This is a genomic window from Actinomyces capricornis (assembly GCF_019974135.1).
Taxonomy (GTDB): Bacteria; Actinomycetota; Actinomycetes; order Actinomycetales; family Actinomycetaceae; genus Actinomyces; species Actinomyces capricornis.
Genome location: NZ_AP025017.1, coordinates 965,432 through 981,480 on the forward strand (window position 1 = coordinate 965,432; position 16,049 = coordinate 981,480).

Here is a 16,049-nt window from a genome sequence, read left to right on the forward strand (position 1 = left end):
GGAAGGAGGGCGGGCCCGCATGCTGGACGGGTGATCACAGATTGACAACGGAATACCACAAAGGGCTCTTTATCGTTTTGTGACCTTCATTCCATTGCTCAGATAAAACCCGTGACACCATCTCGAGGTGGCGTCATCCCAGGGATGACAAGCTCTTCTCAATGTTCACTGAAAGCCACCTCATAGCCTCATGGGCACCCCCTCATCGTTGCGAACCTGTAACATAGGCACATGTCATGACGGCGAAAGCAACAGGTGTCCCACCTGCGATCTTGGCCACTTCCTACAACTCCTGTCCGCATCCTTAGTAGAGTTCACAAACTGCTGGCGGCCGGACGGCGCGTCAGCACACCCTACGCCCACCCACGATCCCAAGCGGAGTCCGCCTTGCCTTCTTCGACAGTGACGCTGCCCCAGACCGAGCAGCAGCAGCGCTCTGCCCTGGCGTCGGGAACCACCACCATGGCCTCGGTCCCGCGCAGCGCCTGGGCGCGCATGCGCGGGGACCTGGTGACCTGGCTGGTCCTCAGCGATATCGCCGCCGTCGCCGTGCCCACCTGGATCGCCGCCCTCGTCGGCGGCCTCGCGGCCGCCTGGCCGGTGGCCCTCACCGGCGCCGCCATGGTCATGACCGCCTGGTTCCTGGGCGCCATGGGCATGGACACCGTGGAGCAGGGCACCGTGGGGGCCGGGCGCCTGGTGGCCGCCACCATGGCGGCCATCCCCGTGGCCCTCCTCCTGGGAGGCGATCTCAGCGCCCCCATCCTCACCCGCACCGCCCTGGTCACCGCCCTGCTGCTCCAGGGCACCCTCATCATCATCGGCCGCTCCGTGGAGTCCGGCTGGCTCCACCGCCGGCGGGTCGAGGGCCACGGGCTGCGCCGCACCCTCATCGTCATGGGCTCGGGAGCCCAGCCCCTGCTCACCCAGCTGCGCCGCCACCCCATGGACGGCTTCCTGGTCGTGGGCTACCTGTCCTCCGGCGGGGGGCGCGACGGGCGCGCTGCCTCCCCCGTGCGCAGCCCCGAGCACATCGCTACCACCGTGCGCTCCGAGCGGATCGACGCCGTCATGACCGTCGGGTCGGTCACCCCCGAGGACCTGGTGACCATCATGCGGGGCCTGGAGTCCACCACCGTGCGGCTCATCGTGGCCCCCGGCCTGCAGGACGTCGTCCCCCAGCGCATGCGCGGCCTGTCGGTCACCCACGGGTGGACGGGCCTCATCGCGGTCAAGACCCGCCGTACCCGCGCCGTGGGCAAGGCTCTGTTCGACCGCGTAGCCGGCAGCCTCATCCTGGTCCTGGCCTCCCCCGTCCTGGCGGCCACCGCCGTGGCACTGCGCCTGGACTCCCCCGGCCCGGTCTTCTACACCCAGACCCGGGTGGGCCAGGACGGCAAGCACTTCACCATGTGGAAGTTCCGCTCGATGTACATCGACTCCGACGCGCGCCGCCAGGATGTCGTGGCCGCTGGCGGGGACGCCGGCAACGAGGTGATGTTCAAGTCCCGCCAGGACCCGCGCATCACCCGCGTGGGCCGCATCATCCGCCGTCTGTCCATCGACGAGCTGCCCCAGCTGCTCAACGTCGTGCGCGGCGAGATGAGCCTGGTGGGACCGCGCCCGGCCCTGCCCCACGAGGTCGCCCAGTACGACGCCGAGGCCCTGCGCCGCCTCCTGGTTAAGCCCGGCATGACCGGCCTGTGGCAGGTCTCGGGGCGCTCGGACCTGTCCTGGGCCTCCACCGTGGCCCTGGACCGCCACTACGTGGAGAACCGGGGCGGAGCCCTGGACGCCAAGATCTTCCTGGGAACACTGCGAGCCGTCATCGGCGGAAAGGGCGCCTACTGATGCTCGTGGGCTACGTCCCCGGTGGCTTCGACATGCTGCATGTCGGCCACCTCAATATCCTCACCGCGGCCGCACAGCGCTGCGACCACCTCATCGCCGGCGTGGCCACGGACGAGTCCCTGGAGCGGATGAAGGGCCGCGGCCCCATCGTGCCCCTGGCCGAGCGGATGGCCATGGTCGCCGCCATGCGCATGGTCGACACGGTGGTGCCCGACTACGACCAGGACAAGCGCCTGGCCTGGCACCGCAGCCCCTTCAACGTGCTGTTCAAGGGCACCGACTGGCAGGGCACTGACAAGGGCATGCGCCTGGAGGCCGAGATGGCCGAGGTCGGTGCCACCGTGGTCTACCTGCCCTACACCCCCACCACCTCCTCCACCATGCTTCGCCGCACCCTGACCCAGGAGGTCGCGGCCCGTCATCCTCAAGGGGTTCAGTGAGCGCCTCACCCTCCTCCCAGCAGCCCGCCTCCGGCGCCGGCGCCAGCGAGCCCGGTCGGCCCGCAGGCGCCCCGGATGCCGGTCAGGGCCTCCGGGGCGCCCCGCGTCCCGGCGTTCTGGGCCGTCTGAGCGCCAAGGCCCGCCGCTCCACGCGCTCCCCCCAGGACGGCGCGGCCCGTCCCCCGCGGCGCGGTGCGCAGGCGGTGGGCCGCCCCAGCCCCTCGCGCGCCCGCCGGGCCCGCACCCGCAGGCGCCTCTCCTCGGCGGCGGCGCTGCTGTGCGTCACCGCCCTGGCCACCGCGGCCTGGCTGCATGACGGGATCGCCCAGGCGGACCTGCACCTCAATGACGGCGGGGTGTGGGTGACCTCCACCTCCAAGCACATGGTGGCCCGCCTCAACTACCCCTCGCGCAAGGCCGACAGCGCCATCCGCACCGCCTCATCGACCTTCGACGTCACCCAGGACGCCGAGCACGTCCTGGTGCCCGACTCCGCCGACGCCACGGTCTCCACCGTCGACCCGGTCCAGGTCTCCTTCAGCCAGCGCACCCAGCTGACCCAGGGCCTGGACATCCAGCAGGGCGCCGACCGGGTCCTGGCGGCCGACGCCTCCGAGGGCACCATCCGCGCCACCTCGGTGGAGGCCATCGCCTCCCTGGCCACCGCCCCGCCCCTGGTCACCGGCATGCCCGACGTCGTGGCCGCCGCAGGCCGGGACGGCTCGATCCACGCCGTGTCGGCCACCACCGCGTCCCTCATCTCCCTGCCGGTGAGCGCCTCGAGCTGGGAGAGCGCCGAGCCCCGCAAGCTGCCGCTGACCGCGGGCACCGATGTGGCCCTCACCGCCGTGGGGGATCAGCCCGTGGTCCTGGAGCGAGGCACCGGCATCCTCCACCTGCCCGACGGCGTGACGGCCGACCTGGGTGAGCCGGGCCTGGCGCTCCAGCAGCCCGGCCCCAAGGCCGACACGGTGCTCGTGGCCTCGCGCACCGCCCTCATCTCGGTGTCCCTGGAGGACGGCACCTCCACCACGATCCCCGCCTCCAAGGAGGGGGCTCCGGCCGAGGGCGTGGCCGCGCGGCCCGTGCGCCTGGGCTCCTGCGTCTACGGCGCCTGGTCGGGCTCGGGCCAGTTCGTGCGCGAGTGCTCCGGCCTGGGCGGGGGCAATGAGACCCTCCACAACGAGTCCCTGGCCACCTCGGCCTCCCCCGTCTTCCGGGTCAATCGCGACGCCATCGTGCTCAACGATGTGGAGACCGGCGCCGTGTGGCTGCCCGATGAGGAGCTCATCCTCATCGACGACTGGACCGACGTCACCGCCCAGACCGACGACGACTCCGACGTCGAGGACGACTCGGCCAACACCTCCGAGGAGCAGACTCCCCCCGAGCGCACCGAGGAGAACCATCAGCCCGAGGCCAATGACGACACCTTCGGCGTGCGCCCGGGCCGCTCCACCCTGCTGCCGGTCCTGGCCAACGACTCCGATCCCGACGGCGATGTGCTCACCGCCTCCGCCCAGGACCCCGGCACCGGCGTCTCGGTCTCCAGCGCCCAGGGCGGCCTGGCCCTGCGCCTGGACGCCCCCGCCGAGGCCACCGGCACCTTCACCGTGCCCTACTCGGCCGACGACGGGCGCGGCATGAACGACTCGGCGGTGGCCACCGTGGAGGTCCACGGCTGGGACGTCAACGCCGCCCCCGAGCAGACCACCACCCCCACCCTGACGGTCTCGGAGGGGGGCTCGGGCTCGGTCAGCGTCCTGGGCCACTGGCTGGACCCCGACGGCGACGACCTCTACCTGGTCTCCGCCCAGGGCGAGGGGCTGGATGTCAAGACCTCCCACGAGGGCACCGTCACCGTGCGCGAGATGGGCGCGGGGGCGGGTACCCGGCAGATGACCGTCGTGGTCTCCGACGGCCAGCAGACGACCTCGGGCACCGTCTCGGTCGACGTGCAGGCCGCCGACAGCGCCATCCCCACCGCCAATGCCGACCACGTCCGGGTGGTCACCGGCTCACGCGCCGTCATCTCCCCCCTGGACAACGACGTGTCCCCCTCCGGCGCGCCCCTCTACCTGGCCGGCGTGCAGGAGGCGCCCTCGGGCACCTCCATCGAGCTGGACCAGCAGGCCGGGGTCTTCACCTTCTCCGCCGACGACATCGCGCCCCAGAGCCTCTACCTGACCTACGACGTCATCGACGGGGTCAACACCGCCCAGGGCATCGTGCGCATCGACGTCATCGAGCGCTCCGAGGCCACTGTGCCCCCCGAGGTGGAGGACGACACCGCCCTGCTGCGCGACGGCGGCTCGACCACCATCGCCCCGCTGTCCAACGACTTCGACCTGTCCGGAGGGGTCCTGGTGCTCCAGTCGGTCTCGGCTCCGGCCGACTCGGGCGTGACCGTCACCGTGGTGGACCACTCCCTGCTCCAGATCACCTCCTCGGGGCAGGTCCCGACCTCCACCACCGTGGAGTACACGGTGACCAACGGGACCACCGCGGCCACCGGCCAGGTCTCCATCGTGCCCATCTCCTCCCCGGCCTCCCAGCCGCCGGTGGTCGAGGACGACACGGCGGTCGTGCGCGCCGGGGACGTGGTGAGCGTCCCGGTGCTGGACAACGACTCCTCCCCGGCGGGCCTGACCCTGTCGGTGGCCTCCGACCTGGAGGTCTCCGGCCCGGATCTGGGGACCGCCTGGGTCAGCGAGGACACCGTCCGCTTCCGCGCCGGGGACCAGGCGGGCCGCACCACCCTGACCTACACCACCACCGACTCCCACGACCAGGCCACCACGGGGGCCGTGACCGTGGAGGTGCGCCCGCGCGACGACGCCAACAACGCCGCGCCCTCCCCCCGGGGCCTGGAGGCGCGCACGGTGGCCGGCTCCGAGGTGGAGATCGGCATCCCCCTGGACGGCATCGACCCCGACGGCGACTCGGTGAGCCTGGTGGGCCTGGACCAGGCCCCCACGCTGGGCACCGTGGAGGTCTCCTCGACCTGGCTGACCTACACCCCCCTCCAGGGGGCCTCGGGCACCGACACCTTCACCTACGTCGTCGAGGACCGCTTCGGGGCCCAGTCCACGGCCACGGTGCGCGTGGGCGTGGCCTCGGCAGCGGCCACCAATGCCGCGCCCGTGGCCACCGACGACCTGGTGGTGGCCAAGCCGGGCCGCACCGTGGCCGTGGACGTGCTGTCCAACGACCTGGACGCCGACGGCGACCCCCTGAGCCTGGAGGGCTCCGCCACCAGCTCCGACCCGTCCATGGCGGTCTCGACCCGCGGCGGGCGCCTCATGCTCAACCTGCCCTCCCAGGAGGGCGTGCACTCGGTGACCTACACCGTGACCGACGGGCGCGGGGGCACCGACACCGGCACCCTGACCGTCGATGTCAGGGCCGACGCCCCGCTCATCAACCCCGTGGGGGTCGACGACTACGTCTCGGTGGACCAGGTCGACGCCGACGGCCGGGTGACCATCCCCGTCCTGGACAACGACCTGGACGCCGACGGATCCCCCTGGGACCTGACCCTGTCCTCCACCGAGCCCGATGTGGAGGTCGGGGAGGACTCCATCTCCCTGAGCGTGACCGAGGAGCCGCGCCTGGTGCTCTACACCGTCACCGATGCGGACGGCCTGACCGGCAACGCCGTCGTCGTGGTCCCCGCCCGCAGCGCACTGCGGCCCCGGGTCAACGCCTCGACCGTCCCGGTCCAGGTGCCCGCGGACACGGCCACCACCATCAGCCTGTCCTCCCACATCACCACCCGCGCGGGCACCCAGCCGGTCATCACCGACTCCTCCACGATCCACACCGGCACCGGCACCCAGGAGGCGGGCCTGTCGGGCAACGGCTCCTCCCTGCACTTCGTCCCGGACCCCGGTTTCACCGGCCAGACCTCGGTGACCTTCACCGTGGCCGACGGCACCGGCGAGGGCGCGCTGAGCTCGACGGTGACCCTGCCTATCCAGGTCAAGTCCACCACCAACGCGGTCCCGGTCTTCACCCCCACGGAGATCACGGTGGCGCCCGGGGAGGGCCCCACCGTGGCCAACCTGGCGGCCATGACCAGGGATCCCGATGAGGGCGACACCCTGTCCTTCTCGGTGGGATCGGCGCCCGCGGGCTTCGAGGTCTCCCTCAGCGGCTCCTCGCTGTCGGTCAGCGCCGCCTCGGAGGCCACCGAGGGCACCATCGGCTCGGTGGAGGTCACCGTCTCCGACGGCGAGACGACCCCGATCACGGCCAGCCTGCCGCTGAGGGTGGGGGCCTCGACGCGTCCCCTGATGACCACCGCGCCCACGACCCTGGACTCCGACGGCTCCCCGGTGAAGGTCGATGTCGCCTCCCTGGTGACCAACCCCTTCCCCGACAAGCCCATCACCCTGAGCGGGCAGCCGACGGTCGCCGGTGGCGAGGGCACGGTCAGTGCCTCGGGCACCACCCTGACCATCTCCCCGGCTGCGGGCTTCCACGGGCGCCTGAGCGTGTCCTACACGGCGCTGGACGCCACCGGCTCCCCGTCGCGCGCCGTCACCGGCACGGTGACCGTCACGGTCAAGAGCGTCCCCGAGGCCCCCACGGGGGTACGGGCCCGGGCCGTGGGGGCCACCGCCATGGTGGTCACCTGGTCCAGTGGCGCCGACAACGGCTCGCCCATCACCCAGTACACGGTCACCGAGGTCGGCGGCGCCGGGCGCTGGGTGTGCACCGGCTCGCCCTGCCGGGCCGACGGCCTGACCCCCGGGACCTCCTACTCCTTCCAGGTGATGGCCACCAACGCCATCGGCGACTCGCCGCTGTCCTCCCCCTCCAGCCCGGAGGTCTTCAATGTCACGGCCGATACCCCGGCCGCGCCGTCCCTGGTGGCGGGCCAGGGACAGCTGACCGCCAGCTGGACCCCAGTCTCCCCCATCGAGGGGGTCTCCATCACCTACGAGTTGCGCCTGAGCGACGGGAGCGTGCACACGACCACCGGGACCTCCCTGACACTGCACTCCCCCGAGGTGAGCACCGGTACCGCCTACACGGCCGCGGTGCGCGCCGTGCCCTCCACGGGCCAGGCCTCGGGCTACTCCAACCGCTCGAACTCCGCCACGCCCTTCGGCACCCCGGGGACCCCGGGCCAGCCCCAGGTGACCTCCAGCGGGGACCAGGTGCGGGTCTCCTGGAGCCCGGCCTCGGCCAATGGCTCGCCCGTGAGCTACACGGTGCATGTCTCGGGGGCCGCCGCGCGCAGCGTGGATGCGGGGGGCTCCACCTCGACGTCCTTCCGTCTGGACCCGGGGAGCTACTCCTTCTCGGTGACGGCCACCAACGATGCGGGCTCGGCGACCTCCAGCACCACCTCCTACACGCACAAGACCGTACCCCTGCCGCCCTCGGCGCCCACCGCCCAGGCCAACGGCAAGACCGGCCAGATCGAGGTCAGCGCCTCCCCGCGCGCCGGAAACGGCTGGGACGAAGGGGATCTGACGGTCGAGTACTCCATCGGCGGTAACTGGCAGACCTCCACGACCTTCACCAACCTCACCGATGGGCGGACCTACACCGTCCAGGCCCGCACCGTGGCCGCGGACGGGCGCGAGTCCGCGGCCGTCACGGGCGCATCTGCGGTGCCCTACACCCAGGAGACCGCGCCCTCGGTCCCACGCATCAACTGCACGGCCAACGGCACCACCGTCAGCTGCACCTGGCAGCCCGGGGGCCGTGACAGCCAGGGCACCATCTACGAGTGGACCTACGCCACCGATGACGACGACATCGAGGACGAGGACTGGGCGGACTACCAGGCCATCCAGCCCGGCCAGGCCCTGAGCTTCACCGCCGAGGCCGGTGGCGAGGCCCAGGCCTGCGTGCGGGCGAGGAACGGCGCCGGCCGCGAGGAGACCTGCAGCAATGTGCTCTCGGTGGCCGAGGGGAACAAGGTCCCCAAGGGCGATGAGGTCGCCTTCCACATCACCACCGACTCCCCCGACGCCGCCTGCTCCGAGCAGGACCTGCGCGAGACGCAGTTCGCCCGCAACAGCTGCTGGCGGATGGTCGTGGACATCTCGGGGATGAACCCCGGCTCCAGCGCCCGGTGCGCCTACACCTACCTGGATCGGCGCGACGGGCAGGCCAAGCCCCACAGTCAGGACGTGCCCCTGGACTCCCACGGCGCCAGCCACGTGGTCTTCCAGCACCGCGCCTCCGACCCCAACCAGACCGTGACCTGCACCCAGATGTAGGCTCTGGCGGCGCACCACCGGGGCCGTGGCCGTCCTGCACCGGCGGCCACGGCCCCGCGTGATCGCATTGTTGCGCCACGCGCCGCATCTCACGCCCCCAGACCTCCCCCGTCCCGCTCAAGCAAAGGATCATTGGTGCCATGCCTATGACTCAGGACAACGCGACCTGGTTCGCCGATGCCTTCTCCACCATTGTCGACAACGTCGGCAAGGCCCTCCTGGGCAAGGACGAGGTCATCCGCCTGGCGCTGACCGCCATGCTCGCCGAGGGCCACCTGCTCCTGGAGGACGCCCCCGGCACCGGCAAGACCGCCCTGGCGCGCGCCCTGGCCGCCTCCGTGCAGGGCACCCACTCGCGTATCCAGTTCACCCCCGACCTGCTGCCCAGCGACATCACGGGGGTCACGATCTTCGATCAGGGCACCGGGGCGTGGCAGTTCCACCCCGGACCGGTCTTCGCCTCCATCGTCCTGGCCGATGAGATCAACCGCGCCAGCCCCAAGACCCAGTCCGCACTCCTGGAGGTCATGGAGGAGTCCACCGTCACCGTCGATGGCAAGCGCCACGACGCCGGGCGCCCCTTCATGGTCATCGCCACCCAGAACCCCGTGGAGCAGGCCGGCACCTACCGCCTGCCCGAGGCGCAGCTGGATCGCTTCCTGATGAAGACCTCCATCGGCTACCCGGCCCGCGAGGCGCTCACCACGATCCTGGCGGGCTCGGCCAAGCCCGACCGCTCCAAGGACCTGGCTCCGGTGGTGGCCTCCACCGTGGTGGCCTCCATGGCCGACCTGGCGGCGGACAACCACGTGGAGAGCTCCATCCTGGACTACATCGGCGCCCTGGTGGAGGCCACCCGCACCGCCGACGAGACGCGGATGGGGGTCTCCACCCGTGGCGCCATCGGCATGGCCCGCGCCGCGCGGGTGTGGGCCGCCGCCCAGGGGCGCACCTACGTCCTGCCCGACGACATCAAGGCCCTGGCCCAGGTGGTCTGGGCCCACCGCCTGGTGATGGATCCCGACGCCGAGTTCACCGGGGCCACCGCCAGCGGCGTCATCACCGCCGCCCTGGCCTCCGTGGCCGCCCCCACGCGCCGGAACTGAGCCCATGGCGCCCACCGCCCCACCCCCCGACACCGCCGGGGCCCCCTCCGCCGAGGGCCCGGCGCAGCCCGCGGCGCTCACCCGCGGGCTGCGCCCCCTGGCGCCCGCACTGGCGCCGGTCACCCGCCCCCTGCGGTGGCTGGTGGGGGTCATCAGCCCCATGGGGTGGGCCTGCTTCCTGCTGCTGGGCTGCTGCCTCCTGGCCGGTGCGCGCCTGGGGTGGCAGGAGGCCTGGAGCGCCGCGGCGGTCCTGGGCTTCATCGCGGTGACCGCCTGGATCTGGCTCATCCCGCGCGGGGGGCACGAGGTCAGCCACAACCTGCTGGAGCCGCGGGTGACCGTGGGTGATCACGCGCTCATCCGCGTCACCGTCGCGAACCCCACCGCCAGGCCCCTGCTGCCGGTGCGCATGGAGATGCCGGTGGGGCAGGGCCAGGCGGTCTTCGTCGTGCCGACCCTGGCCCCCCGGGCCCGCCATGAGCGCGGCTTCGTCCTGCCCACCCAGCGCCGCTCAGTGGTGAAGGTGGGCCCCGTCGTCTCGGTCTCGCGCGACCCGGTGGGGCTGCTGCACTCCGAGCGCGCCCGCACCCGGGCCCAGCTGGTGCACATCCACCCCCGGACCCTGCGCCTGGGCACCAATCTGCGCGGAATCCTGCGCGACGTCGAGGGCGCGGTCACCCAGGACCTGTCCAGCTCCGATGTCTCCTTCCACGCCCTGCGCGACTACGTGCCCGGGGACGACCGGCGCAATATCCACTGGCGCACCACCGCCCGCACCGGCCGGCTCATGGTGCGCCAGTTCGAGGAGACCCGCCGCTCCAGCCTCCTGGTGCTGCTGTCCACCCGCGAGGAGGACTACGCCGGCGCCGAGGACTTCGAGACCGCCGTGTCCATCGCCTGCTCCCTGGCCCTGGAGGCCATCGGCGACGGCCGGGAGGTCCACCTGCTGACCCAGGACGGGCCGCTGCCCACGGCCACCGCCCTGCGCCTGCTGGACGCCTCCTGCCTCATCGAGCTCGGCCAGGGCGAGACCAGCGACCTGCTCACGCGGCGCGGCTGCGTGGCCCACCCCGAGTCCTCCATCGTCATCCTCGTCACCGGGCAGGAGGTGAGCACCTCCACCCTGGTGCGGGCCCGCGCCCACGCGCCCCTGTCGATGGTGATGTTCACCCTGCGCAGCGGGCAGCGCCCCCTGTCCCGCCTGCATGCCGGTACGCTGCCGGTGGTCGACCTGGACCGCTTGGAACAGCTCCCCATCGCCCTGAGGCGGGCGCTATGACGCCATCACCCACCACCACGCACTCCCCCGCACCGCCAGCCCCCTCGCCGCAGGCCGGGCAGGACCCCCGCGAGCGCGCCCCGAGGAGCGCCTCCCACAGTGGGGAGACGACGCGGCGCTCCCTGCTCCTGGGCCCCCATCAGCGCCTCGCCCTGGCCCGGGCCTCGCGCCCGCCCCTTCCCCTGGAGCGCTTCCTGGCACGGCGCACGGCCCCCACCCCGCCCAGCCGCCCGGCGGCGGCCCTGGAGTTGCTGATCATCGTCGTCGTCCTCGCCCTGGGGATGCTGCCCTTCCTGCCGGCCTTCGGCACCACCAGCGGCTACACCGCGGGGCTCATGGGCGCGGCCACGGGCCTGGTGGTGATTCTGGGCTGCTCGGCCCTGAGGCTGAGCGCCCTGCCCACGATCGCGGCCCTGGGGGTGGCCCACGCGGCCCTGGCCCCCCTGCTGCTGCCGGATGTGGGCTCGGGCCTGCCCGCGGTGGGCGCGGTGCTGTCCTCGACGGTGACCGTGTGGCGCGACTCCCTCAATGTGCCGCTGCCGCTGAGCTCCTTCGCGGCCATGACCACTCTTCCCTGGCTCATCGGTCTCATCGTCTCGGCCCTGGCCGCGCGCCTGGTGCTCCTGGGCCGGGACGTGCTGGCGGGCCTGGCGGTGGCCCTGGCCCCGGCGGCGGCGATCGCCTGGGGTGGCCAGAGCGCCGTCCTGCCTGCGGTCACGGGCCCGGCCCTGGCCGCCGGTGTACTGGCGCTGTGGTCCTGCGCCTCCCTGCGACGGCGTCGCAGCCGGGTGGCCGAGGCGCTCAGCGCGCCGGCGCCCGGGGGGCCCAGTGCGGCCTCGGCGCGCCAGGGGCTGGATCAGGTGATCCGGCGCGGCGCACTGTCCTCCACGGCCGTGGTGGCCATGGCGGCGGCCCTGGCCCTGGCGGTGGCCCCCACGGTGCCCAGCACCCGCATGGTGCTGCGCGATCTGTTCGAGCCGCCCCTGGACCTCACCGAGTACGCCACGCCGCTGTCCCTGGTGCGCAGCATCGAGACCGATATGGCCGGCACCGAGCTGCTGTCCCTGTCCGGGGCGCCGGAGGGGGTGCGGGTGCGCGTGGCGGCGCTGGACTCCTATGACGGGCTGGCGGCCCGGATCGGTGAGGACTCCGGCGGGGCCTCGCGCTTCGAGCGCGTCGGGGAGCACACCGTCCTGGCCGAGGGCGGCGCCGAGGCCTCCCAGGAGGTGAGGCTGGAGGTGGAGGGCTACTCCTTCCCGTGGGTGCCGACGGTCTCACGCACGGTGATGCTGCGGGCCTCGGGCCCCCGCGCCGCCGCACTGCGTGAGAGCATGTACTTCGACGCCTTCTCCTCCACCGGGATCGCCACGGCCGGCATGGTCCAGGGCGATGTCCTGACCCAGCAGGTCGATCCCTACAGCGCCCCGTCGGAGAACCAGTTGGACAACGCCACCTTGGCGCGCATCTCCCTGGGCACGGTCGAGCAGGTGCCGGCCTCGGTGGCGGCGCTGGCCCAGGAGATCGTGGGCTCGGAGTCGGACCCGCTGGCCCAGATCCGGGCCCTGCAGCAGCGGCTGCGCACGAGCTACTACTCCGATGGGACCCAGAGCAAGTCCGACCCCGGCCACGGCGCCTCGCGGATCGCCAGGATGGCGGAGGCCGAGTCCCTGGTGGGCGACGACGAGCAGTACCCGGTGCTCATGATGCTCATGTGCCGCTCCCTGGGGATCCCGGCCCGGGTGGTCATGGGCTTCGACCCGGCCACCGACGGGGACGCCACGACGGTCACGGGTGAGGACATCAAGGGCTGGGTGGAGATCCCCTTCGAGGAGCTGGGGTGGGTGGCCTTCGACATCACCCCGGACCGCGACCAGGTGCCCCAGCAGCAGACCACCCAGCAGGTCTCCAACCCCGAGCCCCAGGTCCTCCAGCCGCCCCTGCCCATGCAGGATCCGGCCGAGCTGCCGCCGTCCTATGAGGACCCGGACAATGATGAGCCGCAGGACGACCCGCCGGGGGGCGTCCCGCTGGGGGTCTACATCGCCGCCGGTGCGGCGGCCGCCCTACTGGCACTGCTCGGGGCGATCCTCGGGTGGAAGGCGCTGCGGCGCCTGCGGCGGCGTCGGCGCCCCGGGGTGGAGCAGGCCCTGGGCGCCTGGGATGAGATCGTGGATCGGGCGCGAGACCTGGGCACGGTGTCCTCCTGGGGGGCCACCCGCAGGGAGGCGGCCGCGGAGATGTCCGGCCACTTCCCCCGGGCGGATCTGTCCCGCTTCGCCCATGCGGTGGACTCCCAGGTCTTCAGTGCGGGCGAGCCGGCGGCGTACGCTCTAGGGGAGTTGTGGGACTCGTGCGACGCGATCGTCCGCGCCATGGGGGCGGATCGCTCGTGGCTGCGCCGGTCCCTGGCCCGCCTGTCCCTGCGATCCCTGGCCCATCCTGCTGGTCGGGAGCCGCGCCGACGCCCACCCAGGAGGCTCCGTTCATGACGACGACGACCCTTCCTCATACGGGTGCCTCCGGATCCCCTGGATCTTCAGCATCCGCGGCCTCCGCCCGCCCGGTGGGCGGCGAGCTGCGCTTCGCCTCGGTGGGGGCGCGCCTCGGGGCAGTGGTGATCGATGTCATCGCGGGCGCCCTGGGGCTGGTCCTCCTGACGCTACTCTTCCTGCTGGGAGCGGGGCAGTCCCCGGTCATCAGTGCGGCCAGCGCCCTGGTCTGCGTCGTGCTGGCGCGGGGCGCGTCCCTGGCGGTCAGTGGCTGGAGCCTGGGTGGGCGCGCGGCGGGGGTGCGTCTGGTCAGCGCCTCGACCCGCCGCCCCTCTGCGCTGGGAGTGTTCCTACGCGCCGACATCACCCTGATTGTGATGCTTCCCACACTGGGCCTGGGTGGGATCGCTCTCCTGCGCTCGGTGGCCGCCGACCCCCAGAAGCGCGGCTGGCATGACCGCACCTCGGGAATGATGGCGATCGCCACCCGGGCCAAGGGCCGGGCCGCCTCGCCCCAGGCTGAGCACCAGGGCCGGAAGGCCCACCGCCCCGCGCAGGAGCAGGCTCAGGGCAGGGATCGGGATGGGAGCCGGGATTCGGCCCGCAGGCCCGCCGTCGATGCCGCCACCGCCCCACGAGGGCGGGGGCCGGGAGCCTCCCGGCACTCCGCCCCCTCAGGGCCCCGGCCCAGTCCGCGGCCCAGTCCCCGGCCAGTGGCCGAGCAGTCGGCCGACTCAGCGGCCGATTCGGCGACCGAGTCCTGGACGGCGAGTTCGGAGCACTCCTGGCCCCGGGTCACCCCTCTCACCACGGATCCCGCTCGGGCCTGGCACTCCGAGCAGCCGCCGGCCTCCCGCACCCCCGAGGAGCCGGGGCGCCGCGCCGCCGGCCGGGGCGAGGAGGAAACCGCGTCATCGTGGGATTCTCCAACACGCCCGGGCAAGATCGGCGCAAACCCCGTAACATCGCAGCCGATGGACGCACGACCCGCCAAAGAACAGCCCTGGCAGCCCCGACCCGAGCAGGCCGCCTCTCCGGCGGCGCCGCCCGAGGCGGCTGAGCCTCAGGCATCACGTGGCCCTATTCCTCCACGCGAGAGCCTGTTCGCTGCTGACCGCAGTTTCACCGCGAGCAGCTCCCGCCATTCCGACGTGGCGCACACCTTCGACACCGCCAGTGTTCTTCCGGCGGCCGACCGCAGTACGCAGGCGCTCATCGACTCGGTGCCCTGGTCCTCGGTGCCCACGTCCCTGGACTCCACGACGATGGACTCCCTGCCCGATCAGATCCGCAGTGCCATGCAGCACGACGAGCAGGCGCGGGGCCACGGCGCCGCCCACTCGGAGTTCGCGGACACCGAGAGCCTGACGCCGATCTCGGCCTCCTCGCCGGCCAGCCCCGCCGGCCGGCACCGCAGCGTCAACCTGCTGGACCCCCAGGAGGTTCCCAGCGCCCACGGTGCCGGCCCCCGCTCCTCCTCGGCGCCCGAGGCCCCCGGCGGCGCCACGCCCGCGCTCGGGAGTGCGGCGCCGGCCGAGGCGCCGGATCTGCCCCGCTCCATCTCCCCGGGAGCGCGCCCGGCCCCCGGCGCCTCGCCCCTGGCCTCCCCCTCCCCGGCCGGCACGGGCGCCACCCCGGCGACGCCGGCCGCCTCGGCCTGGTCCGGCGCCGGGCTGCACGCGGCGCCCACGCCCCATACGGCCTCGACCGGCAGCTCGCCGGTGAGTGCCTCCGCCACTGCCTCCAGCGCGGCCTCGGCCAGTGCCGCCTCGGCCTCGCGCGCCTCCTCCCGGAGCTCGCATGCCGCCTCCCCGGCGGGCTCGGCCGCCTCCCCGGCCTCCGCACCAGCCACGCCCTCGCCCTATGCGGCCTCCCCGGCCTCGCATCTGGCACCGCCGTCCTCCATCTCGGCGCCCTACGGGGGCTCACGTGCGGCCCGCTCGGCCGCCTCGGCGTCGTCGGCCGCCTCGGCCCCGCAGCCCGCCTCCCCGGCGGCCCCCTACGCCGCCTCGCATGCGGCGCCCACCTCCCACTCCGCCTCCTCGGCGCCCGCACGCCCCCACTCCCACCGGGCGGCCCAGCACCGCGCCCCGGACGCCGAGACCCCGGACTCCGGTGCTCAGGACGCCCAGGATCGGGGCTCCCGCGCCCCGCGGCGCCCCGTGCCCCCGACGGTCGAGGTGCCCCGGGTCTCGCGGCGCCGTCGGGCCTCGGCCCGCTCCCACCAGGCGCCGGCCGCGATGCCCCCGACGATGCCCCGGCCCAACACGGCCAACCCGCCCCTGTCGGTGCGCCTCATCCCCATGACGGGTGGGGACCCGCTCATCATCCACGAGCCCACGGTGGTGGGCCGCGACCCGGACAACATCTCCGACTACCCGGGGGCCGAGCGGATCTCCCTGAGCGACCCGACGCGCTCGGTGTCCAAGACCCACGCCGCCATCTTCCCGCTGCTGGACGGCGTGTGGGTCACCGACCTGCACTCGACCAATGGCACCCGGGTGGAGGGCAAGGACGGGTCTTCCCTGCCCGCCACCCCCGAGGAGCCCCTGGCGGCCATGGATGGCTCGACCATCTTCTTCGGGCGCATCGGCTTCCGCGTCGAGGTCATCTGACCATCCGGGTCATCCCGACCCGCTGAGGCG

Annotated in this window: 7 protein-coding genes; all 7 read left to right on the plus strand. The window is 73.1% G+C overall.

Going from position 1 to position 16,049, the window contains the following annotated elements; all coding sequences use genetic code 11:
• Nucleotides 1-387 precede the first annotated feature (387 nt).
• Nucleotides 388-1,851, plus strand: coding sequence for a sugar transferase (locus MANAM107_RS03880; protein WP_308443641.1), 1,464 nt, complete (start codon nucleotides 388-390; stop codon nucleotides 1,849-1,851).
• A complete protein-coding gene (locus MANAM107_RS03885) occupies nucleotides 1,851-2,291 on the plus strand; it encodes an FAD synthase family protein (RefSeq protein WP_179900171.1) in 441 nt (146 codons plus the stop codon). The genes MANAM107_RS03880 and MANAM107_RS03885 overlap by 1 nt, the downstream gene beginning before the upstream one ends.
• Nucleotides 2,288-8,530 carry an Ig-like domain-containing protein gene (locus MANAM107_RS03890; protein WP_223911359.1) on the plus strand — a complete coding sequence of 2,081 codons (6,243 nt, stop codon included), beginning with the start codon at nucleotides 2,288-2,290 and terminating at the stop codon, nucleotides 8,528-8,530. The genes MANAM107_RS03885 and MANAM107_RS03890 overlap by 4 nt, the downstream gene beginning before the upstream one ends.
• Nucleotides 8,531-8,670: 140 nt before the next feature.
• Entirely contained in the window at nucleotides 8,671-9,636 is a 966-nt protein-coding gene (locus tag MANAM107_RS03895) for an AAA family ATPase (protein ID WP_223911362.1), read from the plus strand.
• A gap of 4 nt (nucleotides 9,637-9,640) precedes the next feature.
• Nucleotides 9,641-10,915 carry a DUF58 domain-containing protein gene (locus tag MANAM107_RS03900; RefSeq protein ID WP_223911366.1) on the plus strand — a complete coding sequence of 425 codons (1,275 nt, stop codon included), beginning with the start codon at nucleotides 9,641-9,643 and terminating at the stop codon, nucleotides 10,913-10,915.
• Nucleotides 10,912-13,404: a transglutaminase-like domain-containing protein gene (locus tag MANAM107_RS03905; protein WP_223911368.1), complete on the plus strand. Its 2,493-nt coding sequence runs from the start codon at nucleotides 10,912-10,914 to the stop codon at nucleotides 13,402-13,404. The genes MANAM107_RS03900 and MANAM107_RS03905 overlap by 4 nt, the downstream gene beginning before the upstream one ends.
• On the plus strand, nucleotides 13,401-16,019 hold the full coding sequence (locus tag MANAM107_RS03910; RefSeq protein ID WP_223911371.1) for an RDD family protein: 2,619 nt from the start codon (nucleotides 13,401-13,403) through the stop codon (nucleotides 16,017-16,019). The genes MANAM107_RS03905 and MANAM107_RS03910 overlap by 4 nt, the downstream gene beginning before the upstream one ends.
• The last annotated feature ends 30 nt before the right edge of the window (nucleotides 16,020-16,049 follow it).

Excerpts from the sequence above, each read along its gene's own strand:
- MANAM107_RS03885 (WP_179900171.1), top strand. The coding sequence starts at position 1,851 with ATGCTCGTGGGCTACGTCCCCGGTGGCTTCGACATGCTGCATGTCGGC.
- MANAM107_RS03895 (WP_223911362.1), top strand. The coding sequence starts at position 8,671 with ATGCCTATGACTCAGGACAACGCGACCTGGTTCGCCGATGCCTTCTCC.
- MANAM107_RS03900 (WP_223911366.1), top strand. The coding sequence starts at position 9,641 with ATGGCGCCCACCGCCCCACCCCCCGACACCGCCGGGGCCCCCTCCGCC.
- MANAM107_RS03905 (WP_223911368.1), top strand. The coding sequence starts at position 10,912 with ATGACGCCATCACCCACCACCACGCACTCCCCCGCACCGCCAGCCCCC.
- MANAM107_RS03910 (WP_223911371.1), top strand. The coding sequence starts at position 13,401 with ATGACGACGACGACCCTTCCTCATACGGGTGCCTCCGGATCCCCTGGA.